We start from the raw sequence: 24,029 nt of genomic DNA, 5'->3' as shown, positions 1-24,029 counted from the left end.
CCGGCTGTGGAAGTCCTTCGGGGACGCGACCGGTGCCGTCGAAGCGGAATACCCGCTCTCCGCGTATCCCACGCCCGCGCTCGCCTGGGCCGCGGTGACCACCGACAACGCATGGGCGTGCACCACCCTGCGCGCCCACGAGGCGCTCGCCGGGCATGTCCCCACGTACGCCTACGAGTTCGCCGAACGATAGCGCACCCTGGCGGACCGGATGACCGACTACTGGACGCACTTCGCACACACCGGGCACCCCGAACCACCCCGGCGCTCCCCGCCCGTATTCCGGGACCGGGCTCCCCTCGCCCAGTCCCTCGCACCGGGCCACGACGGCCTGCGGCCGCTCGACGTGGGGACCGCGCACCACTGCGCCTTCTGGAACGGCCACCGCGGTTGAGGCGTGGACCGAAGCCGATGGAGACAACCACACCTCAGCCGATCGGCCGGTCATTGTCGGCACCTCGGCGTCCCCAGGCTGCTGCTCTGGCCCGCAACGGTGTGAGCCCTGCACTCACCAGCCAGCCATGGGGCCGCCCCAGACCGGCCAAGCGGTGCACGGCGTATGTGGCGGCTTCCCGGCGCAAGGTGCGCAGCAGGCCCCGCGGATCGCTGCGAGCATGTTCGACGAGGGCTGCTGGCGAACTGACACCGCTCTGCTCAAGGAGGAAGAGCATGGTGGGACTGTTGAGGTCCGGGTGAACCTGGGCGAGGAGCGCGAGGGCGCGGAAGCGGTCGATGATCACAGAGGACGTGCTGAGGTAGGAAGCGAGCGCGTTCCGCTGGGCCTCCGTGGCAGTGCGTCCGACAAGGTCGTCGGGGACGCTGATGCCAGCCTTGTCCAGGAGAGATCTGTGCTTGCTGAAGGCGGGCAGGTCCAGAAATTTGATGGGCGGACGCCGGATGAGACGCTGGAAGTCCTTGTTCGGGCGAAGTGCGCGGAAGAACGGATCGGCCCAGGCTTCGTCCCGGTCGTCCTCAGTGGCCAGGGCGAACCGCAGGTCGTCGAGGGCGCTGCCGACGGCTTCGGTGTGGTTTCGTTCCATCAGTAGGCATTCGAGGCATGCCTGGTTGTAAGCCAGGCGTGGTGAGGGCGGCGCTTCGGTGTGCGGGTGCAGCCAGTTGTCAGGCACGGGTTCGGGTTTGGTCACGTCGATGTTGTGTCTCAGGTTCTCGGCGATGGGGAGCATGCGCTTGGCAACCCATTCCAGCTTCTTACCGTAGGTGTCGCGGTTCTTGCACAGATCAATGAGCTGATCCGCCCGTTGTTGTGCCATGCTCAAGGCGGTGGTGTCTCTGCGGTCGCTCTCGACGTAGTGGTTCAGCCAGTACGCCGTCATCTTGTAGAGGGCGCGCATGTGCAGCGGCTCCCAGCCCTTCTCCGTGCCGATGGCAGGTAGGCGTTGGTACTGCAACTCGACCGTCTCTGCGATCTTCCGATGCCGGCCTGGCTGATCGGGAAGGCCTTTGAGGAGCGCCCATACGTATTCGAAGCGCGCCAGGACGTTGCTGGGGTCCTCGTCCACGGCGCGTGCCAGTAGCGCAACGCGCCCAGCAGGGTCGTCGATGAGGGATTTGCTGCAGGCGATGACCTGCTGTGTGACGCTCTTCCAGTTTTCGGCCCCGCAGAGTCCGCCGCGTAGTTCCGGGTGCACCTGGCTGAGGTGAATAAGGATGAAGGCTGCCGCGCCGGTCAGCAACTGGGCATGGGCACGGTCTCTGACAAGCGTGGTCTCGAGCTCCGAACTGCCATGCTCGAGAGACGGAAGCGCGAGGTCCAGACGGCTGAAGATCACGCTCTCGGCATGCCGGCCGTTACGGGTCAGGGCGACGGTCACCCGGTTGTCATCCATGATGGTCACTCGCGCGCGCCACGTGAGGTCCGGCCTGAAAATGGAGAAGACGCGGGCGAGAGCACCGGCGAGAGGGCCGCTGGGCAGAGCGCTCAGGTCCTCGCTACTGAGTCTGCTCAGAGGTGTCAGCGCCGGAATGGCGAGCAGGTCGCGCGGCGATTCCATGCCGAGGCTCTGTAGCCGGGCCAGTACGTAGTCCGTGGCCGCCTCGTCCGACGCTGAGCCGCCTGCCTGCGCGTGGACCTGCAGGCGCCGGTTCTGCCCCACCGCGGCGGAAGTGATGAGCAGGCCGAACACCACGAGTCCGCCGTACAGCACCACGATCTGCCGGTGGAGGGTCGTCTGCCCCCACCAGACCAGGGCGGTCAGCGCGCCGGTACCGCAGAGCGAACACAGCAGCCACTTCCATTGCCGACCCACATGCCTGATCTCGTACTGCTGGGCATGGTGCCGACTGGCCAGCACAAGGATTGCCACGATGCCCAGTAGAATCAGCCCCATGGCAGCAGCTGCTGCTGTCACCAGCGGTTCTTCGGCGTGGAAGAGCCTGAACATCGGGTAGACGGGGAAGAAGAACGCCCCGCCTGCCAGCAGGGTGGTGCCGATACTCAGCGCCAGCCGCTGCTGTCGTTTGGGCCAACTGACGGCATCCGCTCTCACCAGCAGCCCCGAGCACAGTCTGCTGATCGCCAGCAGCACAACCAGGGTCAGCACGGCCGGCAGGAGCAGTCTTGTGACGATCGGGTTAACCCAGTCGGAGTAGAAGGACTGCCATTTGGCCCATGCTCCGGAGGTACCCCGTTGCTGCAGCGCCCGCGCTTCGCCAAGGCCCTGGGCTGCCGGGACGCTGCCGACGTTCAGTTTGAGAGCGTGTTCGAATGATTCCCGAGCCTGGGCCGGTTCACCGGTGCGCAGGAATTCGTGGCCGCGGATCACCGCGCCGTCTGCCTCGACCCGCCTTGCGGAGAGCTGCTTCAAACCCTGGATCGCGCATGCGTCTGTACCGGCCGCAGCTGCCATGGTGTAGAGCTTTTCGGCCTCCTTCAGCTGGCCTGCGTCGAGATGAGCAGCGGCTGTGCGGCAGGCCACATCGGGAGGGGGCGGCGCTGCGGCGACCCTCTCGGGCGCGGCCAGAACCAGTAGTGCCCTGCCTACATGCACTGCCACTTGCACGGCCCAACGCCAGGGCGCAATCCTCATTCCGGCCCCATACCTTGACAGCGGATCTCGTTGCCGAACGTAAAGGAATGCCGCCGCATGCGCACCACGAGATCGCTACCGCTCTCCGGCCGCGGCATACGTTCTCTCGTTCCTGGCGAGATGCCCCCGTGGTTCGCGTGGCTGCGCCACTTTCTTCCGCCGGACAGCTAGATTCGTCTGCAAAGCGATCAAACGTCTCCAAAAGGGGTCGACGGTCATGTCGGTCAACATCAACACCGTGACTGCCGAGGGGCTGGCCCAGGTCACAGGCATCGGTGATGCGCTGGCCCAGGGGACCGTCGACCACCCATCTTGCACGGGCCCTTCGCTCGGATCGACGAGCTCATCGAGGCGGAGGGCATCAGCGTCGGGCTCCTCGGGAGGATCGGGGCCATCGACCGCCTCCAGGTAGAGAACCAGGCCTTGACCGACTCCCTCTTCCCCGTGCCGTCGGTCCTGTAGTGATCCACCGAGAGCTCCGGCGCCGCTCGGCGCCCGGCCGAGTGCCGGCGGACGCCGGCGCGACGCGAGGAGGAAGCGCGTGATCGTCGACTGCGCTCACTACCGTGACGGGCGGCGGCAGCACGAGGGGGCGATGCCGCTGGAGCAGGCGGCCGCGCGCTGCGCGGAGGGCGGGTTCGTCTGGCTGGGCATGTTCGAGCCGGGACCTGAGGAACTGACGAAGGTACGCGAGTGCTTCGGGCTGCACGAGCTCGCCGTCGAGGACGCCCGGTCCTTTCACCTGCGGCCGAAGGCCGAGCAGTACGAGGACGGCACCGAGCTCATCATCCTGCGCACGGCGCGTTACGACGACGAGCGCGAGGAGGTCGACACCGGGGAGATCAGCATCTTCCTCGCCGAGCAGTTCGTGATCACCGTGCGCCAGGGCATCGCCAGCGAGCTGAGCGGCGCCCGCAGCCGGCTGGAACGCCGCCCCGAACTGCTGCGGGCGGGCAGCATCTCCACGCTGTGGGCGATCCTCGACCAGGTCGTCGACGGCTACGCGCCCGTCGTCGCGGAACTGGAGCGCGACATCGAGCAGATCGAGGCCACCGTGTTCTCGGGGGCGATCGCTCCGACCGAGCGGATCTACTCCCTGCGCCGCGAGGCCACCGACTTCTACCGCGCGGTGCACCCGCTGCTCGCCGTGCTGACCCGCCGGCTGCAGCCGGGCAAGGCACCGGCCGGGCTCCTGCCGTACTTCCGCGACGTGCACGACCACCTCCTGCTCGTCAACGAGGAGGTGGCCGCCCAGCGGGACCTGCTGGCCACCGTCCTCGAAGCGAACATCGCGGTGATCTCCGTCGAGCAGAACAAGATCAACCTTCGGCAGAGCGCCACGATGGAGCGGCTGACGATCCTGGCGTCGGTGTTCCTCCCGCTGTCGTTCGTGGTCGGCTTCTTCGGCCAGAACTTCGACTGGCTGGTCACGCACATCAGCAGCTTCACGGCGTTCCTCGTCCTCACCCTCGGCGGACTGCTGCTGCCCTGCCTGCTGCTCTACGTCTGGCTGCGCCGGCGCCACGGTCACCCGGCCCCGCCGGTGCCGGTGCCGCAGGTGAGCGACGCTCACCCGCGCGCGGGGGCGCGGTGAAACGGCCGCGCCCCCGGTGGGCCCGGCCTCCTCAGCCGACGCCGACGGTCAGCGGAGCGAGCCGTGCGGCCAGCCAGTCCGGCAGGTCCAGCAGGCGGACGCCTTCCTGCTCGTCGGGGTCCGTCCGTGCGACCAGGCACACCATGTCGTCGCTGCCGTTGTTCACCGGCATGTGCGGGGTGTCGGCGGGGATGTGGATGTAGTCGCCCGCGTGCAGCACCACGTGCTCGGCCAGGCCCTCGCCGTGCCACACCTCGACCTGGCCGGACTGGATGAAGATGGCCGATTCATGGCCCTCGTGCAGGTGCGGGCGGCCCCGGGTGCCGGCGGGCATCACCAGCCGGTGAAGGCACAGCGCCTTCGCCCCCGCCGACTGGGCGCTGATCCCCGCGCCGAACGTGCCGCCCTGAACGCCTTCGTACTGCCCGGTGCGGACCACCGTGCACTCGTTGTGATCTTCCATGCGCGCAGTACAACAAGTCTGCTGCAGCATGCGATCAGTTCGAGCCAGACGCCGCCGCCTCAGGTGCCCACGCGAGGGCAGGCAGCGGCAGCTTGAGCTCACACAGGGCGGGGATCTCCGCTGCCGAGCACCGGATCGGGCTGCCGCGTCGCTGTCCGCCGGACCGCCCGGGGCGCCGGCACCTGGGCCATCCTGCGCTCCGGGCCGCGACGCCGCAGGACCAGATAGCCCAGGAACGCGACCGGCCCGAAGAAGATCTGGGCAGGGACCAGCGAAGGCTCCTGTCCTGTCACGGCGGTGGTGATGTGCAGGGTCGCGCTGGGGGCGACGGCCCCGAAGAGGGTGACCAGGGTGAGTGCGGTGGCCAGCCCCGGCCTGCCGTAGGCCTTGTACGCGGCGGTCGTGTACAAGGCGTAGGCGAGCAGGTCGCCCATGCCGACCACCGCCGCCAGACCGCCGATGCGCATCCCGGCGGTGGGTGCGAAGGGGTAACCCTGGATGGCGTCGGCGAGTTCCTGGGTCAGCGGTACCACGGTGGCGAAGAACGCGTCGTAGGCGGTCAGCGCGAGCAGGAACAGCGCGACGTGCCTCAGCCGCATGCCGCCTTGCACGTTGAGGTTGGTGGCCGACACCACGATCAGGCCGACGAGGCAGCTGTTGGCGAGCCAGTACGCGGGCGAGTCGGAGCCGATCGCGAGGCTGCAGGTCATCACGGTGACGAGCAGGGCGGCGATCAGCGCCCAGCGGATTCTCCCGTCCGGGACGACCGCCTGGTAGCCCACGGTCAGGCCACCCGCGAACGCCAGCGCGAGCAGCGTCGGCAGGGTGGCGCCGGGCAGCGCGAGATAGACGTAGGGCAGTACGAGGACGAACCCCATCGTCATGGTGATGTCCCGGCCGTTGAAGGTGCCGATCGGTGCGCGCTGAACGCGCACGGTGCGGAAGAAGACGACCGCACCGAGGCTCACCGCGAGCGCGAGCACCACCGTTCCGGCGATCTGGAAGAGGACGGTCATGGGGCGCTCCTGGTGAACGTGTGCTCCAGCAGGTCGCAGCGGAGCGGGAACCGCCGGGCGGCGGCCGCGGGGTCGAGCGGCAGTACGGTGACGGTGGCGTCGATGCCGTGTGCCTGCAGCCGTGCCGAGGCATCCGAGGCTGCAGCCTCCCGTGTGGCGATCTCCACGTGGAGCTTGCCGTTCGCACCCACCTCGGCCCGGTGGCGGATCGGCCACTGCAGGCCGGGGGTGCCGTCCAGCGCTTCCAGGACGTCGCGCGGCGTGAGCGTGCCGTCCGCGGTGCGGTGCAGCCGGCCCGCCTTGCCGAGGATCTGCGAGACCGCCGGGATGGCCCCCATTTCGCAGTCCAGGTCGCCGGGCAGGGCTCGTACGACGTCACGCGTGTCGTACCGCAGGACCGGCATGCACTCCCGGTACGGGTAGTACGGGGTGACGGTCAGGGTGCCGAGCCGTCCGGGCTCGGCGGGCGACCCGGTCTCCAGGTCGAGTACTTCCGCGTACCCCATGTTCGGGTCCATGTGCAGATGGCGGTGGCTGCAGGTCCGCCCGCCGACGGGCAGGAGCTCGGTCATCCCGAAGATGTCGTTGACCTGTTCGGCTCCGAAAGTCTTGCCGATCGCGTCCGCGAGCCCCGCCGTCAGCATCTCCCCGCCGACGTTGACGGCCCGCAGCCGGAAGTCGCCCGGACCGCAACCGCGGCGCAGCGCCTCCGTGACGACCTGGCCCAGATAGCTGGCGTTGCTCGCGACGATCGTGGGCGCCCGTCCGTACGTGCCGAGCAGGTGGTCGAGCGACTCCTCTGCCGGAATCTGCCCGACCACATGGACGGAGGAGTGGGTGAGACGGGACACTTCGACGGCTTCCCGGATCGGGGCCGTGGCCCGTGAACTCACGTTGATCTGTGTGAGGTCGGCCGGACGCAGATCGCCGCGCAGCAGCACGGCCAGCGCGACGAGGGCGGGCCACAGCCCCATCTCGTAGCGGGAGACCCACAGCTGGAGCGGCCGGCCCGTACTGCCCGTCGTCTGCGTGGCCAGGTAGGGCGCACTGCACAGGAAGTCCGCCGGGCGTTCGATCAGATCGGCCTTGCGCGTCACAGGAATCGCCGGCAACGTCTCGGTGCTCACCCGGTCCGGATCCACCCCCGCCAGTCGCTCCCGGTAGAACGCCGACTGCCGGGCGAGCCGCCGCACCGTGCGGCGGAGCGCGCGATCCTGCAGATCGCGGCGGTCACCGGGGTCGGCGAAAGGCCCGTCGCTCAGTTGCTCGACCTCGTCGCCGAGCGAGCCGAACTCGTCGAGTGTCGCGAGGGCGTCGGCGACCAGGGCCTCCAGGGCACGTACGTTCAGCCGGCGGCCGAACACCATGGACATCGCCATCCGCACCTGCCGGACCCCCGTTTCCAGCATGGAATTCTCCTCGGGCCGTCGGCACGGGTGGAGGGGCGGTTGCGACCGCCCCTCCACCCTCTGGATCAGGAACTGCAGCAGGTACCGAAGAAGACCGCCGTCATGGCGCCCATCACGTACTTGAACTGCTTGGCACTGCTCTTGACCGTGCTCATGGAAGCCCTCCCTTTTCGTATGCGGACATGTGCGGAGGATGCCCTACGGCCGACTATGCGGCGCGTATGGGGCGGGCTCTCCGCCTCGCAGGCGTCAGAGTGGCAGAGCATTCTCGGAGGGCGCAACAAATAATTCCGGGCAGCCGGGTGTGTGGCCGGTAAAAGGTTCGTTCTGCCTGGTGGGGGCCGGTTCGGGGGCTCCTTTACAGAAGAGGGAATTCCGGACACCCGGGTGGGGAATGTTATCTTCTTAACGATTTCGGCGATGCCTGATTCCGCTTTCCGGAAATGTGGAGGAAATAATTCTGCCCGCCGGTCCTGTATTCACGGGCGTGTGGCGCCGACCGGTGTATGCGAGGCCGCGGATACCGCTTCGGCATCCACCTGATGATCATCCGTGACACTCGTCCGGCAGGATGGCGCCTGTGAACGACTACCAGTACCAGCAGTCCCCGCCCCACCCATACGGTTCACAGCCTCAGCCCGGGCATCCGTATGCGCACCCGCAGCAGCCGCCCTATCCGCAGCAGCAGTCATACCCGCACCCGTATTCGCAGCAGTCGCACCCGCACCCGCAGCAGCCGAATCCGTACCCGCAGCAGCCGTACCCGTACCCGCAGGCCCCCGTCGTCCCCGAGCCGGTCGGTGACGAGCGCCGCATGCTTGCCTCCGCAGTCGACGGCACCATCACGGTCGTCGCCGGTCTCTCCCTCGGCCTGCGGCTCGCGGACGACAAGAGCGTCGGTGTCTTCTGGGCCGTCGTCGCCGCGTGCGTGTTCGGGGTGTCCTTCGTCCACCACGTGCTGGGGGCCGTGGTGTTCCGGACGACCGTGGGCAAGTTCCTGCTCTTCACGCGCGTGGTGCGCGAGGCCGACGGCGGGCGGCCGCGCTTCTGGCAGGCCGTGGGCCGCTGGCTCATCGGCCTGACCTGGCTTCCGATGCAGCCGCTGCGGAGTCTGGTCTGGGCGGACGGCGACCCGTACGAGGACGGCTGCGGGCTGCGGTACGTACGCAGCAAGGACCTTCGCTGACCGCCGGCGAGTGCAGCGTGAGCCTCTTGGTTGCGGAGGAGTCCATGTACCAATAGACCTGGTCACATGGCATTGAGTTGGAAGCTGGTCATCGACAGCACGAACGCACCCGCCCTCGCGGATTTCTGGGCCGCGGCCCTGGAGTACGAGGTGGAGGACCCCAGCACGCTCGTCGAGCAGCTGCTGGCCGCCGGTCACCTCGGCGAGGAGGCGGTCGTCGAGCGCCACGGCCGCAAGACCTTCCGTGGCTACGCCGCGATCCGCCACCCGGAGGATCCGTTCGACGAGACCAGCGGCGTCGGCCGCGGTCGGCGGCTGCTCTTCCAGGACGTGCCCGAGGGCAAGTCCGGCAAGAACCGCCTGCACCTCGACGTGCACAGCGAGCCCGGAGGCCTCGACGCGCTGGTGGCCCGGCTGGAAGGGCTGGGGGCGACGCGCGTCCGCGAAGTGAACAGGGGCCCGGCCGGGCACTGGTGGGTGATGCAGGACCCGGAGGGCAACGAATTCTGCGCGGCGTAAGCGGCCGGGCGAGCTGCGACCACACGTCGTACGCGCGTCTCGATCGCATGTGAAGTGAATCACGGTGATGGACTGTCACGGTCTGCCGGTGCGAGGTGTCTCGATGGGTGCCCGAAGAGAGGAGCCGGTTGTGGGGGACGCCTTCACCGAACACCGTGCGCTGCTGTTCACCATCGCCTACGAGATGCTGGGCAGCGCCACCGACGCGGAGGACGTGCTGCAGGAGAGCTATCTGCGCTGGAGCGCGGTCGATCCGGCCGCGGTCGAGCATCCGCGCGCCTACCTGGTCCGCGTGGTGACCCGGCAGGCCCTCAATCACCTGCGCTCGGTCAAGGCGCGCCGCGAGGAGTACGTCGGCGCGTGGCTGCCCGAGCCGATCCGTACGGCGCCCGGGGTGAGTGAGGACGCGATCCTGGCCGAGTCGGTGTCGATGGCGATGATGCTCGTCCTGGAGACGCTGAACCCGACCGAGCGTGCGGTGTTCCTGCTGCACGACGTATTCGGCTACACCCACGGTGAGATCGCCGCCTCGGTCGGCAAGACCGAGGTCACCGTCCGGCAGATCGCCCACCGGGCACGCCGGCACGTTCACGCGCGCCGCCGCCGCTTCGAGCCCGACTCCGCCGCCGGCCGGGAGATCGTCCAGCGGTTCCTGCTCGCGTCGGCGACGGGTGACGTCCAGGCGTTGATGGACCTGCTGGCGCCCGATGTCGTGGTGATCTCCGACGGCGGCGGGAAGGTGGTCGCCGCCCGCCACCCGATCACCGGCCGCGACGAGGTCGCCCGGTTCGCCCTCGGGGTGTCCCGCACCGGCGCTGCATCGGCCCCCTTCGAGCACGTCACCTGCAACGGCATGCCCGCGGCGCGGTTCCTCGCCGACGGCGAACTCGACTGGCTGCTCGCGTTCGAGATCCACGACGGACGGATCACCGGCCTCTACGGCATGCGCAACCCGGACAAGCTGCACCGCGCCGATGCGGTGCGCCCACTCGACAGAGGAGGACGTCAACCGTGGAAACCATGATCGTCGAACGCGTCGTCAACGCCCCGATAGACGATGTCTTCGCCTGGCTCACCACGACCACCAACTACACGAGCTCGCCGCTCGTGGTGCGCTGCCGCCTGACCCGGAGCGGCGAGACCGCGGCCTACGGGGTCGGCGCGGTGCGCAGTCACCTCTGGCTGATCGGCTGGTTCCGGGAGCGCATCACCCACTACGACCCGCCGTACGCCACCGAGTACGTCGTCGAGCGCAGCCTGCCGCCGGCCCGGCACGAACTCGGCCGTATGACGTTCACCGAGGTCGAGGGCGGCACCCACGTCCGCTGGACCACCCGCGCCGAGATCCCCGTCCCGCTGGTCGGCCCCTTCCTCACCCGCCGCCTCGCGCGGCCGATCATCACTCGCACCTTCCGCAACATTCTCGACGCCGCCGACGGTGCACTGGCCTCGGGTCCCGCTCGCAAGTGAGCCGCGGGCAGTGAGCCGCGGGCAGTGAGCGGTGAGCAGTGAGCGGCGAGCAGTGAGTCGACCCGCGACCTGAGCGTCAGGACTCCCCGTCAGCCGGCCGTCTCCCGGGCGGCCAGCGCGCGGAGTGCGTCGGCCAGTTGGCCGGACGTGAGCGGCGGGGAGGGGAGCGGGAGCGCAGCGTCGGCGGGCGCGCGCAGGCCGTCGAGGAGGAGGCGGAGGTGGCGCCGCCAGGCGTGCGGGGCGACGGTCACTGAGGCGGGGACGACGCGGCCGAGGGCCGCCAGCGCGAACAGCAGATCCTCGACGACCACGTCGTCGCGCATGGACCCCTGTTCCTGGGCGCGCCGGATCAGCAGGCAGACGGTCTCGTGGTGGTGGGTCTTGAGGGCGTCGAGGGAGGGAACGCCGGGGATGCCCGTCGTCATCAGGTCGTTGGCGCCCCGGTCGGCGGCCAGGCCCTCGAAGATGTACTCCAGATAGCCGGTCAGGCCCGCCCACGCGTCGTCGGCGTTCCGGGCTTCCTCGCCCCGGCGCAGGGTGTGGGTCAGGGCGTCGCCGAAGACCGCCTCGATGAGTGCGCCGCGGGTGGGGAAGCGCCGGTAGAGGGTGGCGTTGCCGACGCCCGCGCGGCGGGCGATGTCGTCCAGGGGGGCGTCCACGCCGCGCTCGGTGTAGATCTCGCGGGCGGCCGCGATGAGCAAGTCCCTGTTGCGCTGGGCGTCCTTGCGCAGGGGGGCCGTCCCTCCCCGGCCCGAGCCGGAGCGGGAGCCGTGGCCGTCGTCGGGGCTGTGGCCGTGGCCGGGTGAGGCGCCCCCGCCGGTCGCGTCGCTCATGGCTCCTCCTGCGGGATGTTCAGCGGGATGTTCATACAGCAGCGACAGCACTCTAACAGCGAAGCGTGGACTGGTCCCCGTTTCGCTGTTAAGGTCACGGCACGTAGTGGGGAGCTATCCCCACTTTGCCGGTCCGCTACCGGCTGACGAAGGGATGACGATTCATGAGCACGCTTCCCGACTTCCAGGCCCTGGCCCCGGCCGGCATGGACCTCCCGGACTTCGTGGCCGACCCCTACCCCCTCTACGCCCACCTGCGCGAGCTGGGCCCCGTCCACCGCGTCCCCACGGAAGGGGCGGGCGACGTGTGGGTGATCCTCGGGTACGAGGCGGCGCGCGCAGCCCTTACGAACCCCGCGCTCAGCACCGACGTGCGCTACTCCTCCCGGTGGACCAGCGACGGCGGCCAGGCCGTCGGCCGCAACATGCTCCAGACCGATCCTCCCCAGCACACCCGCCTGCGGGCGCTGGTCGCCGGAGAGTTCACCGCCCGTCGCATCGAGGCCCTCAGGCCGCGCATCCAGCAGCTCACCGACGAGCTGCTGGACCGGATCGCCCCGCTGGGCGCCACGGACCTCGTCGCCTCCCTCGCGCTGCCCCTGCCCATCGCCGTCATATGCGAGCTCCTGGGCGTACCCGAAGCGGACCGCGAGCCCTTCCGCGAGTGGTCGCAGCGGATCGTCTTCGAACCCGCCTCCCCGGAAGGCGCCGCGGCGGCCGCGGCGATGGCGGCCTTCCTCGCCGACCTGCTCCGGTCCAAGGAACACAGCCCCGGCGAGGACCTGCTGAGCGCCCTGGTCCGGGCCGAGGACACCGAAGGGCAGCGCCTGCCGGCGGACGAGTTGATCGGCATGGCGTTCCTCCTCCTCGTCGCAGGCCACGAGACCACCGTCAACCTGCTGGCCAACGGCACGTACGCCCTGCTCACCCACCCCGAGCAGCTCGCAGCCCTGCGATCCGAACCGTCCCTGATGGAAGGCGCGATCGAGGAGATGCTGCGCTACGAGGGGCCGGTGACTTCCGCCGCCTACCGCTGGACCACGCACACCATCGAGATCGCGGGCCGGACCATCCCCGCGGGCGAGCCCGTCCTGATCATGCTGGGCTCGGGCTCCCGGGACCCCGGCCGCTTCGCCGGTCCCGACCGCTTCGACATCCGCCGCCCCCGGACACCCGGCGGCCACCTGGCCTTCGGCCACGGCATCCACCACTGTCTGGGCGCTCCCCTCGCACGGCTGGAGGCGGCCGTCGCCTTCCCCGCCCTCCTCGACCGCCTGCCCGGCCTCAACCTGGACACCGACCCGGCCAAGGCCCCGTGGCGCCCCGGTCTGATCCGCGGCCTGTCCCGCCTGCCCGTCCGCTACACCCCCACCCGTCCGACGCGGTAAGGCGCGGTAAGGCGCAGTAAGACGGAATGGGGAGCAGTAAGGCGAAGTAAGGCGCAATAAATAGATGGAACGGATGATCGATGCGCGGCTAGAGTGCCGCTCAGCGGGGGCGGCTCCGCAGGCGTGCTTCCTTCTCACTCTCTGACATCCGTAGCGCGCCCACTCTCCGCCCCCGCCTTTCTGCACCTTTCACCACCCCAGGGGCCTTTGTTTGTCCGTGACGTCGTCGCTCGCGCCCGTGCTGTTCCGCCGTCTGCGGACGGTCTACATCGACCACGCCGGGCCTCGCCCCGGTGACGCACCGACAGACGAGGGCCTGGTCGCCCTCGAAGCCGAGCTCCTCGACCGGGGATTCGTCCCTACGGGACCCCTCCGCTCCGCTCTCGCCTGGCTGGGGCCCACCGGTCTGGCGGAAGCGGGCAAGGACCTGCTGCGCCTCATCGACGCCGAACTCGGCGCCGACCGCACCCACATGCCGCTCTTCCGCAGCTTCCCGGTCTCCGTCCCCGACGACACCTTCGGTCTCTACGTCGACCGGGTCTTCACCATCCTGCTCCAGTGGCCCGACCAGCCGTGCGTGCTGTGCGGCACCAACGGCTCCGTACAGGCCGTATCACCGTGTGCCCACCTGGTGTGCCGCGCGTGCTGGGACGGCGCCGACTACTCCGGCTGCCCGATCTGCCACCGCCGGACCGACCCCGCCGACCCCTTCCTGAAACCGGCCCCGCCCGCCAGGCCCGTCGAGACGCCCGGCGGCCCGTTGCAGCCCCTGACGCGCGGCGTCGACGCGGCCGCGGACGCCGCCAGGGCCCTGCAACGCCTCCTGGCGCGCCGCACACCCCTGCCGCCGCAGGACCGCGACGACGTCAAGGTGCTGCTCGCGCACGCCCCGCCCGCGCTCGACTGGCTGCCCGACGCCATCCCCGTACGCGAGACCAAAGCACTGGTCATGGGCACCCTGCTGCTCGACCGCCGTACCCGCGAGGCCGCACGCCCCTTGCTGACGGAGCGGCTGACGACCGCCACCGACGTACTGCGGCTGCTCGCCGTCTGGTCGGGCGGCGAGGCAGACCTTCTGGACGAGCGGCCCTTCCGCTCGCTGCCCCGGGCGCTGCGCCGCACCCTCCTCACCATCCTGGACGGTCTGGACACCGCTTCTCTCGTCGAGGACCTGCTGCGCCACCCGGCGAGGTGGAAGCGGGCAGCCGAAATCCTGCACCCCTACGAGCAGTACGGGCGCCACCCGCGGGCCGCCCTCGCCTTCGCGGTGCTGCGTGCCACCGACACCTCGGCCGGTCCGCTCGGCGACGCACTGCTGCGCACCGCTGCCGAACACCCGCGTGCCGTACGGGTCGACGGCAACCGCATCAAGGCGAACACCTGGCCGGGCCGCGTCGAGCAGGCCCTCGCAGGCCGTGACCCGGATGCCGCCGTGGCTCTGCTCGCCCGGCGTCCGGGCGAACTGCTGCGCCGCCTCGACCACGTACTGCGCTCCTGCCCGGGCGGCGTTCCGTCCCCGGCCCTCAAACGCGCGCTGGAGAGCGGACTGGCCAAGGCCGGTCCGGGTCCGCTGCTCGCGTCCCTCGGGCGGCTGAGGACCCGGCACGTACCCGGTGAGCGGCGGGTGTTCTTCCCGCGCGGCCAGGTCACGCACTCGTACACGACCGACGACACCCGTGCCCCGCTGCCGTCCGCCACCGTCGCAGAAGTCTGCGCACTCCTGGAGCGCGAGGTGCTCCGCCGCCTCGGCGACGGGGAGGCCGAGCGCTACGACATCGCCGTCCTGGACGAGGCGCTGGCCGGCCTGGCCGTGCCGTCCGCCGAGGGCGCGGCGGCCAAGGCCCTGGTCTCCGTGCCGCGCGGCAGCACCCAGCCGCTGCCTGCGGGCGCGGTGCTGCGGATGTTCCTGCACTGGACCGAGCCCGCAAAGACGCGCGTCGACCTGGACCTGTCGGTGGCGCTCTTCGACGCCGACTGGGAGTACGTCGGCCTGTGCGACTTCACGCATCTCGTGTACGGGAAGCGGGCCGCCGTCCACTCGGGCGACCTGACGTCGGCGCCCGCACCGCACGGGGCGACGGAGTACGCCGACCTCGACCTGGCGGGTCTGTCCGCGGCCGGGGTGCGGTTCGCCATGCCCATCGTGTTCAGCTTCAACAACATCCCGTTCGAGCAACTGCTGGACGCCTTCGCGGGGTTCATGGCCCTTCCGTCGGCTGACGAACGGGATGAAGTGAGTGAAGTGAGTGAAGTGGGTGAAGGAGGGGGACGGGGTGCCCGGAGTGCCCGGTACGACCCGCGCACCGTGCGGCAGCGCTACGACCTGGTCGGCGAGTCCCGGATCCACGTGCCGATGCTGGTCGACCTCCAGCGGCGCACGTTCTTGTGGACCGACCTCCACCTGCCGTCGTCCGAGGGATTCCACAGAGTGTACCGGCACAGCGCCGACCTGGGCCGGGTCGGCAAGGACCTGCACCAGTACTTCACCGCGGGCCGGACCACACTGTGGGACCTGGCCGTGTGGCACGCGAGCGCAGGCGCACCGACCGTGGCCGTGCTGCGCGAGCATGAAGTGTGGCGCTACGAGCGCGGCCCCGGCGAGGACGTCGCCCTCTTCGCCGCACGGATACGGACCCTCGCGGCACCGGACGCCGTAGAGCCGGCGGACCCGCAGGGCCCCGTCGGCGTCGGCCGCCGGGTGTTCCTCGCGCTCGTCGAGGGCGACTTCGCACCCGTACAGGCGAGCGGCACCGTCTACAGGCTGCTGCCCGGGCCGGTGGACGGCTGCGGGCTGGACCAGATGACGGCGGGGGACCTCGTGGCCGCACTCGGCTGAGCCGGCACGGCCGTCGTACTCGTGGAAAGAGGAAGCGTTCAGTTCTGTGGAGATCTTAGAAACGCACCGTGCCCTGCTGGACCGGCTGCTGCCGGACGACGAACCGGCTGAACGAACCGTCCGCCGCGGTCAGTTCCATCACGTGGTCATCGGCTCCGACCGCGTCGTGTGCCTGCCTCGCACGGACGCGGTCGCCTCCCGGTTGCCGGATCGGGCCGCCACGCTGCGCACACTCGCCGCGCTCGACCTCGGCTTCCGCACGCCTGAGCCGTTGTGCGAGGGCGGAGGCCATGAGGACGCAGAGGAGGCAAGTGAGATGCCGTTCCTGGTCCTGAGCCGCATCCCCGGCGCACCTCTGGAGCCCGGCGCGCTCGACGACCCTCTCGTGGCCGATGCCGTGGCGGAGCAGTACGCCTCACTGCTGGCCGGCCTGGCGCGGGCAGGCACCGACGAGACGGTACGAGCGGCTCTGCCCCGTGCACCGGAAGGCCGGTGGCGGGAGTTCGCGGCGGACGTGCGCGCGGAGCTGCTCCCTCTCATGTCCGGCAGCGGACGCCGGCGAGCCGAGCGGGAACTCGCGGCACTCGACACGCTTCCCCACCTCACCTGCGCGGTGGTGCACGGAGACCTCGGCGCCGAGAACGTCCTGTGGGAGCACACCGGCGGAGTGCCCCGGCTCAGTGGAGTCGTCGACTGGGACGAGGCCGGGCTCGGTGACCCCGCCGAGGATCTCGCGGCCGTCGGCGCGAGCTACGGCCGGGACTTCCTGGGGCGGGTGCTCGCCCGCGGCGATCGGCCCGCTGACGGACTTGCCGCCCGTGTCGCCGCGATCCGCGGCACGTTCGCGCTGCAGCAGGCCCTCTCCGGCTACCGCGACGGCGACGAGGAGGAACTGGCGGAGGGCCTGGCCGGCTACCGCTGAGCGCCGGCGGACGGCCCTGCGCCGGACCCGGCACCGGACGGCCCTGCGCCGCACCCGCCGCCCTCCGGGGGCAGGTGTACGTCCAGGAGGCACACGTCGTCGAGTTGCTCGTCCGGGAGCAGGCGGGTCAGCAGCGCGTCGAGCGAGCCGGTGCCGCCCTTGGCGTACTCGGTTCCGGCGGCGTCGGCGAGGCGGCCGAAGCCGACGTCGAGGTGTTCTCCGGGGCGCTCGACCAGGCCGTCGGTGTACAGCAGCAGGTGGTCGCCGGGTTCGAGCCGGCATGCGGCCTCGCCGAAGGAGGGCCGCAGCGTGGCGCCGAGCAGGATGCCCTCGGGCGGGGTGAGGAGCTCCGTCTTTCCCCGCCGCACCAGCAGGGGAGGGAGGTGGCCGGCCTGAGCCCAGGTCAGACACCGGTCGGCAGGGTCGTACCGGCCGAGGACCAGGGTGGCGGTGGCATGCGTCTCGTGCGTGTGCAGGAGCAGCGTGTTGAGCCGGTGCAGTGCGCCGGTCAGCGACGAGCCGGTGAAGACCATCCCCTTGGCGGTGAAGCGCAGCTGCGCCATGGTGGCCACGGCGTCGATGCCGTGCCCGGCGACGTCCCCGACCGCGAAGAGCACGCACCCGTCGGGCATCTCCACGGCGCTGTACCAGTCGCCGCCCACGTTGAGGTCGTCGTGCGACGGCAGGTAGGCGACGTTCACCTGCAGGTCGGCGAGGCCCAAGGACCGCCCGGGGTGGGGCAGCAGGGCGTGCTGCAGACGGGCGGCCACGGTGCGTTCCGCCTGCAGGACGCCGCGCTGGGCCAGGACGGCCTGCTGGGACTCCAGCAGGGCCAGCTCGGCGCGGCGCTGGGCCGTGAGGTCCTGGACGAAACCGCGTACCTCCACAGGGGTGCCGTGGGCGTCCTGCACCGCCTCGGCGACCAGGCGAAGGTGCTTGACGCCCGTCGCCGTCATGCACCGGAAGGGGTGGTCGACGGGCGTTCCGTCGCCGAGGAGCGACTGGACGGCCCGGGCGAAGGCGGGGAGGTCTTCGGGCAGCAGACGGCCCGGGAGTTCCTCTAGGGTCATCGGGCCGAGCGCCCGGTCGCGGTCGAAGATGGCGTAAACCTGGGGTGACCAGGTGATCGTGTCGGTGACGAGATTCCAGTCCGTCCAGCCGAGGTTGCCCAGGCGCTGCAGGTCGGCCAGCAGCTCCTGCTGCCGGTCGGCGGGGTCGTGGCCGACCCAGGTGACCACCAGGCGGTTCCCAAGCCTCGCCGCCCGTACGGAGTAGGTGGACAGACGCCGGACGCCGGCGACGACCTCCTCGTAGGGGAGCGGACCGCTCTCGTACGGCCTGCCGGTCTCCAGCGTTCCGAGGAAGCCGTGCCAGGCGGGCGAGCCCGCCATGGTGGGATAGCACTCCAGGACGCGCAGGCTCACCAGCTGGTGGCCATGCCGGCCCGCGACGTCGACGGAGTGGGGTGCGGCCGCGTCGATGCGGAAGTCCTCGACCTCGCCTGCCGGCGACCGGAGCGGGGTGAGCAGGGCGGCGGGGCCCGGAAGCGCGTCGAAGACCGCCTGTACGAGTTCGGCGTCGCGGCCCGGGGGAGGGGCCGAGGAGCCGTCGCACATGTGCAGGCTCCCGGCGCACAGCTGCGCCACCCTGTGCAGCAGCTCGCGCAGGCCGGGGCCGAAGGGGGTGCCGACCGTGCGCAGGACGCCCAGGGCCGCGGTGACGGTTTCGCCGTTGGTCACGGGGAGCCAGGCCCGGGTCGGCCATCGCTGAGCGGATTCCCCGATCAGGTGGTATTGCCGCGCGGCCTCTGCCACGTCTTCCATCCAGACCGGTTCACCTGTACGGACAACGTCCAGTGCCGCAATACCGCTGACGGGTGGCACGGACCGCCACTGAGCCGCCGTGGCGGCCCCCGTACCGGCGTGCCCGCCGAGTTCCAGCGTGCCGTCGGCGGAGGCCAGGAAGATCATGACGGCGTCGGCCTGGACCGGGGGCCCGGCCAGGTTGTCCAGCAGCCGTTCGGCCAGCTCCTGCGTACCCGTGACGCCGGCCAGGGCTTCACCGAGGCCGCTCAGGAGGTCCGCTTCCGTCCGCGACCGACGGCCGGCCGCTCGCGGCGTCGAGTGGCGGGTGTACCGGGCGGAGTCGAAGACGGATCCCTCGGGAGGTGATCCGTCGGGAGGTGACGCGTCGTGAGGCGATCCGTCAGGAGACGATCTTTCAGGAGGTGACCCGTCCTGGCTCTCCGGGGGCCTCCGGGCGGTGGGGACGAACCTGCCCCGGGGGATCTCGCCGAGGGCGATCCAGCACTCCTCCGCCAGCGTACGGCCACCGGTCCGGGCACGCTGCGTCAACTCCGCGTACGCTGCCGCCGAGGAACAGCCGGTCTGCGCCATGACGACGCCCTTGGCGCGCTCCAGCACGGCGGTCGTGGACGCCAAGCGCTCCAGCCGCTCGTTCTCGGCCCGAAGCTTCGCCACCATCTTTGCCAGCGCGGCGACTTGGGGCACGACAGTGGACTTCCGGTCCTGGTCAGACTCGCTGGTCACGCCCCGAGCATGGCACAGACGGCCCCGAGCGGGGCTTTTCTGTATCCCATCTTCCGATGAGTTGACCGGGCTGACCGTGTTGAGCGGGCCGGCCGGTCGACCCGTTACGGTCGGCGCGGTGCACGGGCCGTTATCGGCGTCCGCGCAGGCGGCCGAGCAGCCTGCGGGCCCGGGCACGCTTGCGCGGATCGGCGGCGGCGCGCCGGGCCGACGCGATGGCCCGCCGCCCCTGCGGACTGCGGGTGAACTGCTTGATGCGCGCCATCAACCCGGGCATGACTCCTCCTTCGGGCCGTCCACCTTCCCTCTACCCGGTGGCCACGCGGTGATGTCCATGCGAGGCCGTCAGGTACTGCTACTGCACGGTTCTGGAGCGCGCACGGCTGCGTCGGTGCGGCAGTTGGTGAACAGCGCGCTGAACGGCGCATGCAGTGGCCTTGCGCAACTCACCTGACCGACAACTCAGCCGGCCGACGACTCATCGGCCTGCGCCGACGCATCAGCCTCCGTCTCGACCCCGGGGAGGAGCATGACGCCCCACGTGACCAGCGCCGCACCCACCCCCTCCGGGACGAGCCACCAGCCGGTCCGTACCCGCTCGCCGTACACCAGGCCGCCCAGGGCCAGACTGACCAGCGCCTCACCCAGGGTGAGGGCCGGCTGAGAGGCCACCAGCGGCCCGGACTCCATGGCGTTGGCGAGCAGGAAGAGCGCCAGGGCGCCGGCGGCGACGAAACCGTACGTCTGCCAGCAGGTGAGAAACGCCCCGGCGCCCTGCCGTTCGAAGACGTCGGTGGCGGTCGTCATCAAGGTGGCAGTCAGCGCATAGCCGATGGCAGACGCGGAGCTGAACAGCGCAGCCCTGGCCATGCCCCGGGGCCTGGTGAGGGCCGCCATGACGCAGGCCGCCATGGCGCCCACCGTGGCGGCGAGGGTCAGGGCCCACACTCCGGCGGAGACCTGACCGTGGCCGCCGGAGGGCGCGGCGGCGACGAGCGCCAGCCCCAGCCCGGAGGCCACCATCAGGGACGCGGCCCAGCCGGTCGCGGAAAGGCGACGGCGGGAGAACGCACAGGCGATGACGAGAGTGAAGGGGAGCTCCGTCACGAGGATGGGCTGGACGAGCGAGAGCGACCCGAGGTTCAGGGCCAGCGCCTGGCACCCCGCAGCACCCACGATCACCGCGATCCCGCCGAGCCACGCCGGGCTGTGCACCAGATGCCGGATCAAGCGCACGCTGAACGCGTCACCGTGCGGCACGGTGCGCGCGCCGATGCGCTGGAGCACCGTCCCCGTCGCGTTGGCCGCGGCCGTCAGCAGGGCAAACGCCGAGGAGAGCAGGGCTGACACGCAATCCTCCCGTCGTCCGTACCCGTCGTCCGTATCTCGGGCATGGCCTCACCGGCCGTCACGTGGGAAAGACGATCACACGGCGGGGCGGACCGGGGAAGAGGCGCGCAGGCACGCGGGTGCCGGTGAGGTCGTGCCGAGGGGCGGGCGCCGGCTCGCCGCCCACTTCGGCCGCACCCTCTGACCGGGCGCGGGCCGGCCGGCCCCCCGACCCCGGCCGGCCCCGCTCGGAAGGAACGAACGGCACCTAAAGGGGCGAATAATGCCTAAAGGAACGAACGGCCCCTACTTGTCGGCGGTCAGCTTGCCCGCCACGCCCCAGCTGTCGGCCGGAACCTCGTGAATCCACACCTGCACGGCCTCGGCGGGAATCTGCAGGGCGTCCACGAACGCGTCGGTGACGCGGGCCACCAGGTCACGCTTGAGCTCGATGTCACGGGGACCCTGCTGAATGGTGACGATGGGCATGATGTGCTCCTTGATGAGAGTGCCGCACCGGCCCGGTGATTCCGGTGTGGTGCGTTTTGTCGCTGGAGACAGTTCATCGCGCAGGGCGGGTGCCCACCCAGACCCGAATGGCTCTTGCAGCGATCACGATTACTGATCGCTGATCGCTGAAGGGCAGGTGCTGTTGAGCCGCCGTCGCTGGTCCGACGGCGCTGGTCAGCTGTCGCTGGTCAGACAGCGGGCGGCGCCCCGCCGCCCGGGCGCCGGGCATCCGCCACGGCATCCTGCAACAGGCCGACGAGCGGGGAGGACGCGCCGCCCCGGACCACCAGCTCGACGGGCAACCGCAGCCCGGGCTCGGAGAAGGGGACGAAGGCCACTCGCGGCATCCGCATCAGCCGGGCGTTGCCGGCGTAGACCACCGTCCACATCGGCGTGCCCGAGCCGATCGCCGCCAGAGTGTCCTGGAGGCTGCCGAACACGGGCCCCGGAATGGGCTCGAAGCCCGCCCTCCGGCAGCCGTCGAGGACGAGGTCGACCAGCGACGGGTGATGACGGCGCTCGGTCAGGCGCAACGGCAGCCCCGCAAGCTCGGCGAAACTCACTGTCGACTGCTCGGCGAGGGGATGCCTGGCAGGCACCGCCGCCACCAGCTCGTCCTCCCAGAGCAGGCGGCGCGGCAGCTCGTCACCGTCCCCCTGAGTCATGTCGTTCCGGGCTATGCCGTCCTGCCCCGATGCGCCGTCGGAGGCCGGCGCTCCGCCCCGGACGAAGACGGCGTCCAGACGACCGTCGGCGAGCCGCGCGAGGCGCTCGCGTACAGGCAATGCGACCAACTCCACCCGGACACCCGGTGCATGCTCCCTGAAGGTCTCCAGTACGCGGTCGAGCCTCTCGCCGAGCCCGGTGATCGTGCCGAGCCGGAAGATGCCGCTGCCGCCGCCGGTCAGCTCTGCGGCCACGGCCCGGGCGGAGTCCTCTGCCGCGAGGACGGCGCGCGCTGCGGGGAGGAAGGCCTGCCCTGCCGTGGTGAGGCGGACGAGCCGGGGCGTCCGGTCGAAGAGCTCGATCTTCAGCTCGCGTTCCAGTCGCCGGATCTGCTGGCTGACGGCCGGCTGACCGATCACCAGCCGCTCCGCCGCCCGTCCGAAATGCAGCTCCTCCGCCACCGTGACGAAGTAACGCAACTGACGCAGCTCCACCGGTCTCCCCGTCTTCCCTTTTCCCAGGTCCCTTCGGTCGATCCTGCCGCACCGGCATGGAACGTGCGCCGCTGGGACCGCATCGCCGACGCCTGGGCCGCCGGCGACGCCCAAGGCCTCGACGACGCCTGGACCGACACGATCGCGGACCTGGGCACGCCTAGGGGTGCTGCCCGTCCAGGTGTCCGTCCAGGTGCCCGGCCGGGTGCCCGGTCAGGCGCCCGGCGAGGTGCTCGGGCATCAGGCGGGCGTGGTGGCGGGTCGCGGCGTGGGGGGTGAACCCGGCCTCGGCGCAGAGCTGTTCGACGGTCCCGGCCAGGCCGTGCGAGCTTCCGTACTGAACCCAGCGGCGGTCGGCCAGCTCCGCCAGACGCACGGTCTTGCGCTGTGCCAGGGGATCTCCGGGCGGGGCGAGGACGACGAACTCTTCGGATCCCAAAGGGTGGTGAGGGCCGTCCCAGTTCTCGGGCAGCGGGCCGATGGCCACATCGGCGGTCGCCTCGGTCATGGCACGGGCGAAGGAGTCGAGGCCGGCGTACTCGTGCAGGACCACATCGATGTGGGGGTGCTGCCGGTGCCAGGCGGCCAGGACGGACGGGACCACGCCCAGGGCCACGCTCAGGACCGCGGCGAGGTGCAGTTCGCCGTGGACCATCCCGGCCACGGCGCGGGCGGCGCCGGTGGCCCGCTCGGCACCGGACAGTGCCTGGCGGGCGCCGGGGAGGAAGGCGCGGCCGGCAGGGGTGAGGTGGGCGCCGCGTGGGGTGCGCTCCAGCAACGGGGTGCCGACCGTGCGCTCCAGGCTCTTGAGCTGCTGGGAGAGGGTGGGCTGGGCGACGAACAGGCGGGCCGCGGCGTCGGTGATGGAGCCGGTCTCGACGACGGCCAGCAGATTCCCGCCCCGCCGACGAAAGGGCCCCTCAACGGCCTGGCCACCCTCGCCCTCGCCTACGGCGCCATCTCCATCGTCGGCGCCTTCGCCCCGCCGGTTCGCGACATCACGGGCACCACCCCCATCCCCGCCCTCATCCTGGGCGCCACAGGATGGGCCAACGCCCACCGCATGAACGGCGCCGGCCGCAAGCAGGCCGTAGCGGGCCTGGTCACCGGCCTGACGGGGCTGGTCCTGACCCTCATCACCCGCTGATCCCGTCACCGGCCTCTGCCGCTCAGCCTCCCGGGGCTCGTAGAGTCGGGTCCCATGGGACGCTATGGCCGCGCGCACCTCGTCAGCTGGCACCACCGGTTGCCCGAGCGCCGTCTCGACACCATCACCGCGGTCGTGCTGCACGCCACCGAGCTGCCCGATTTCGACGAGGCGCTGCTGGAGGCCGACAAGACAGCGCGGGAGAGCGAGAGCGGGCGCGGGATGTGCGGGCACCTGTACATCGACCGGGACGGTACGGTGCATCAACTCGTCCCGCTCGAACGCGTCGCACAACACGTCCGGGGGCACAACACTTCGTCGATCGGCATCGAACTGATCAACCGCGGGCGATACCCCCGATGGTTCGATGCCGACCACCAGACCCCGACCGAGCCGTTCCCGGCCGCACAGGTGCAGTCCCTCCTGGAGGTGCTCAGGACGCTGCACAGCGAATGCCCCCGCCTCACCGAGCTGTACCGGCACAGTGACCTCGATACCGCCCTGGTTCCGGCCGCAGACCGCTCCGAGGTGAAGGTGCACCGGCGGATCGACCCGGGACCGCTCTTCCCCTGGACCGACGTGTCAGCGTTCTGGGCCGGGCTGGGCCGCAAGCCATAGGCCGTAGGCCGTAGGTCATGATTGCCGACCGAT

General features: G+C 70.7%; 22 protein-coding genes and 1 pseudogene. 11 read left to right on the top strand and 12 right to left on the bottom strand.

Annotated elements, in window-relative coordinates; all coding sequences use genetic code 11:
* Positions 1 to 211: 211 nt before the first annotated feature.
* On the top strand, positions 212 to 394 hold the full coding sequence (locus IE241_RS10880; protein WP_190021474.1) for a hypothetical protein: 183 nt from the start codon (positions 212 to 214) through the stop codon (positions 392 to 394).
* A 34-nt stretch (positions 395 to 428) separates the two neighbouring features.
* Here the strand turns inward: IE241_RS10880 and IE241_RS10875 are convergent, their stop codons facing one another.
* Complete coding sequence (locus tag IE241_RS10875) at positions 429 to 3,047, bottom strand: DUF4332 domain-containing protein (RefSeq protein ID WP_190021473.1); 2,619 nt, start codon at positions 3,045 to 3,047, stop codon at positions 429 to 431.
* 312 nt (positions 3,048 to 3,359) lie between these two features.
* Here IE241_RS10875 and IE241_RS10870 point away from each other — a divergent pair, with 312 nt between their 5' ends.
* Both IE241_RS10870 and IE241_RS10865 read left to right on the top strand, forming a co-directional pair.
* Positions 3,360 to 3,509, top strand: coding sequence for a hypothetical protein (locus IE241_RS10870; protein WP_190021472.1), 150 nt, complete (start codon positions 3,360 to 3,362; stop codon positions 3,507 to 3,509).
* 79 nt (positions 3,510 to 3,588) lie between these two features.
* A complete protein-coding gene (locus tag IE241_RS10865) occupies positions 3,589 to 4,641 on the top strand; it encodes a magnesium and cobalt transport protein CorA (protein ID WP_190021471.1) in 1,053 nt (350 codons plus the stop codon).
* Between the two features lie 31 nt (positions 4,642 to 4,672).
* Here the strand turns inward: IE241_RS10865 and IE241_RS10860 are convergent, their stop codons facing one another.
* From IE241_RS10860 to IE241_RS10850, 3 genes are all read right to left on the bottom strand, one after another.
* Positions 4,673 to 5,104, bottom strand: a complete 432-nt coding sequence (locus IE241_RS10860) for a cupin domain-containing protein (RefSeq protein ID WP_190021470.1) — start codon at positions 5,102 to 5,104, stop codon at positions 4,673 to 4,675.
* 98 nt (positions 5,105 to 5,202) lie between these two features.
* The gene (locus tag IE241_RS10855; protein WP_190021469.1) at positions 5,203 to 6,120 is read right to left on the bottom strand and encodes a hypothetical protein; all 918 of its coding nucleotides are present in this window, start codon (positions 6,118 to 6,120) and stop codon (positions 5,203 to 5,205) included.
* Positions 6,117 to 7,529, bottom strand: coding sequence for a phenylacetate--CoA ligase family protein (locus tag IE241_RS10850; RefSeq protein WP_190021468.1), 1,413 nt, complete (start codon positions 7,527 to 7,529; stop codon positions 6,117 to 6,119). Before IE241_RS10850 ends, IE241_RS10855 begins: the two co-directional genes overlap by 4 nt.
* Positions 7,530 to 8,109: 580 nt before the next feature.
* On the opposite strand from IE241_RS10850, the gene IE241_RS10845 reads away from it, so the two are divergent.
* From IE241_RS10845 to IE241_RS10830, 4 genes are all read left to right on the top strand, one after another.
* Positions 8,110 to 8,715: an RDD family protein gene (locus IE241_RS10845; RefSeq protein WP_190021467.1), complete on the top strand. Its 606-nt coding sequence runs from the start codon at positions 8,110 to 8,112 to the stop codon at positions 8,713 to 8,715.
* 66 nt (positions 8,716 to 8,781) lie between these two features.
* Positions 8,782 to 9,234: a VOC family protein gene (locus IE241_RS10840; RefSeq protein ID WP_190021466.1), complete on the top strand. Its 453-nt coding sequence runs from the start codon at positions 8,782 to 8,784 to the stop codon at positions 9,232 to 9,234.
* Positions 9,235 to 9,337: 103 nt separating this feature from the next.
* The gene (locus tag IE241_RS10835; RefSeq protein ID WP_190021465.1) at positions 9,338 to 10,258 is read left to right on the top strand and encodes an RNA polymerase sigma-70 factor; all 921 of its coding nucleotides are present in this window, start codon (positions 9,338 to 9,340) and stop codon (positions 10,256 to 10,258) included.
* On the top strand, positions 10,246 to 10,704 hold the full coding sequence (locus tag IE241_RS10830; protein ID WP_190021464.1) for an SRPBCC family protein: 459 nt from the start codon (positions 10,246 to 10,248) through the stop codon (positions 10,702 to 10,704). The genes IE241_RS10835 and IE241_RS10830 overlap by 13 nt, the downstream gene beginning before the upstream one ends.
* Before the next feature lie 89 nt (positions 10,705 to 10,793).
* Here the strand turns inward: IE241_RS10830 and IE241_RS10825 are convergent, their stop codons facing one another.
* Positions 10,794 to 11,435 (bottom strand): TetR/AcrR family transcriptional regulator, encoded by a 642-nt coding sequence (locus IE241_RS10825; protein ID WP_229899106.1) that lies wholly within the window; start codon positions 11,433 to 11,435, stop codon positions 10,794 to 10,796.
* Between the two features lie 266 nt (positions 11,436 to 11,701).
* Here IE241_RS10825 and IE241_RS10820 point away from each other — a divergent pair, with 266 nt between their 5' ends.
* From IE241_RS10820 to vph, 3 genes are all read left to right on the top strand, one after another.
* The gene (locus IE241_RS10820) at positions 11,702 to 12,925 is read left to right on the top strand and encodes a cytochrome P450 family protein (protein WP_190021462.1); all 1,224 of its coding nucleotides are present in this window, start codon (positions 11,702 to 11,704) and stop codon (positions 12,923 to 12,925) included.
* A gap of 217 nt (positions 12,926 to 13,142) precedes the next feature.
* Complete coding sequence (locus IE241_RS10815) at positions 13,143 to 15,761, top strand: MXAN_6230/SCO0854 family RING domain-containing protein (protein ID WP_190021461.1); 2,619 nt, start codon at positions 13,143 to 13,145, stop codon at positions 15,759 to 15,761.
* Between the two features lie 46 nt (positions 15,762 to 15,807).
* Entirely contained in the window at positions 15,808 to 16,683 is an 876-nt protein-coding gene (gene vph / locus IE241_RS10810; RefSeq protein ID WP_190021460.1) for a viomycin phosphotransferase, read from the top strand.
* On the opposite strand, the gene IE241_RS10805 is transcribed toward vph, so the two are convergent.
* From IE241_RS10805 to IE241_RS34945, 7 genes and pseudogenes are all read right to left on the bottom strand, one after another.
* Positions 16,674 to 19,232 carry a SpoIIE family protein phosphatase gene (locus IE241_RS10805; protein ID WP_308433666.1) on the bottom strand — a complete coding sequence of 853 codons (2,559 nt, stop codon included), beginning with the start codon at positions 19,230 to 19,232 and terminating at the stop codon, positions 16,674 to 16,676. The two genes, vph and IE241_RS10805, sit on opposite strands and share 10 nt — an antisense overlap.
* Before the next feature lie 130 nt (positions 19,233 to 19,362).
* Positions 19,363 to 19,509 (bottom strand): hypothetical protein, encoded by a 147-nt coding sequence (locus tag IE241_RS10800; RefSeq protein WP_190021459.1) that lies wholly within the window; start codon positions 19,507 to 19,509, stop codon positions 19,363 to 19,365.
* Positions 19,510 to 19,694: 185 nt separating this feature from the next.
* Positions 19,695 to 20,582: a DMT family transporter gene (locus IE241_RS10795; protein ID WP_190021458.1), complete on the bottom strand. Its 888-nt coding sequence runs from the start codon at positions 20,580 to 20,582 to the stop codon at positions 19,695 to 19,697.
* Between the two features lie 285 nt (positions 20,583 to 20,867).
* Entirely contained in the window at positions 20,868 to 21,050 is a 183-nt protein-coding gene (gene dmpI / locus IE241_RS10790) for a 4-oxalocrotonate tautomerase DmpI (protein ID WP_190021457.1), read from the bottom strand.
* A gap of 209 nt (positions 21,051 to 21,259) precedes the next feature.
* Positions 21,260 to 22,231, bottom strand: a complete 972-nt coding sequence (locus tag IE241_RS10785) for a LysR family transcriptional regulator (RefSeq protein ID WP_190021456.1) — start codon at positions 22,229 to 22,231, stop codon at positions 21,260 to 21,262.
* Positions 22,232 to 22,391: 160 nt separating this feature from the next.
* Positions 22,392 to 22,886: a LysR family transcriptional regulator substrate-binding protein gene (locus tag IE241_RS34150; protein ID WP_229899079.1), complete on the bottom strand. Its 495-nt coding sequence runs from the start codon at positions 22,884 to 22,886 to the stop codon at positions 22,392 to 22,394.
* Positions 22,887 to 23,021: 135 nt separating this feature from the next.
* Positions 23,022 to 23,291: pseudogene (locus IE241_RS34945) on the bottom strand (LysR family transcriptional regulator); the annotation flags it as partial.
* 141 nt (positions 23,292 to 23,432) lie between these two features.
* Between IE241_RS34945 and IE241_RS10775 the strand changes: the two are divergent.
* Positions 23,433 to 23,996, top strand: coding sequence for an N-acetylmuramoyl-L-alanine amidase (locus IE241_RS10775; RefSeq protein ID WP_190021454.1), 564 nt, complete (start codon positions 23,433 to 23,435; stop codon positions 23,994 to 23,996).
* Positions 23,997 to 24,029: the final 33 nt, after the last annotated feature.

The sequence above is a fragment of the Streptomyces hiroshimensis genome, from assembly GCF_014650335.1.
Taxonomy (GTDB): Bacteria; Actinomycetota; Actinomycetes; order Streptomycetales; family Streptomycetaceae; genus Streptomyces; species Streptomyces hiroshimensis.
The sequence above is the reverse complement of the archived record's forward strand: the minus strand, read 5'-3'. Positions and strand labels throughout refer to the sequence as shown.

Excerpts from the sequence above, each read along its gene's own strand:
- IE241_RS10875 (WP_190021473.1), bottom strand. The coding sequence starts at position 3,047 with ATGAGGATTGCGCCCTGGCGTTGGGCCGTGCAAGTGGCAGTGCATGTA.
- IE241_RS10835 (WP_190021465.1), top strand. The coding sequence starts at position 9,338 with ATGGGTGCCCGAAGAGAGGAGCCGGTTGTGGGGGACGCCTTCACCGAA.
- IE241_RS10860 (WP_190021470.1), bottom strand. The coding sequence starts at position 5,104 with ATGGAAGATCACAACGAGTGCACGGTGGTCCGCACCGGGCAGTACGAA.
- IE241_RS10840 (WP_190021466.1), top strand. The coding sequence starts at position 8,782 with ATGGCATTGAGTTGGAAGCTGGTCATCGACAGCACGAACGCACCCGCC.
- IE241_RS10820 (WP_190021462.1), top strand. The coding sequence starts at position 11,702 with ATGAGCACGCTTCCCGACTTCCAGGCCCTGGCCCCGGCCGGCATGGAC.
- IE241_RS10800 (WP_190021459.1), bottom strand. The coding sequence starts at position 19,509 with ATGCCCGGGTTGATGGCGCGCATCAAGCAGTTCACCCGCAGTCCGCAG.
- dmpI (WP_190021457.1), bottom strand. The coding sequence starts at position 21,050 with ATGCCCATCGTCACCATTCAGCAGGGTCCCCGTGACATCGAGCTCAAG.
- IE241_RS10775 (WP_190021454.1), top strand. The coding sequence starts at position 23,433 with ATGGGACGCTATGGCCGCGCGCACCTCGTCAGCTGGCACCACCGGTTG.
- IE241_RS10850 (WP_190021468.1), bottom strand. The coding sequence starts at position 7,529 with ATGCTGGAAACGGGGGTCCGGCAGGTGCGGATGGCGATGTCCATGGTG.
- IE241_RS34150 (WP_229899079.1), bottom strand. The coding sequence starts at position 22,886 with ATGGTCCACGGCGAACTGCACCTCGCCGCGGTCCTGAGCGTGGCCCTG.
- IE241_RS10855 (WP_190021469.1), bottom strand. The coding sequence starts at position 6,120 with ATGACCGTCCTCTTCCAGATCGCCGGAACGGTGGTGCTCGCGCTCGCG.
- IE241_RS10880 (WP_190021474.1), top strand. The coding sequence starts at position 212 with ATGACCGACTACTGGACGCACTTCGCACACACCGGGCACCCCGAACCA.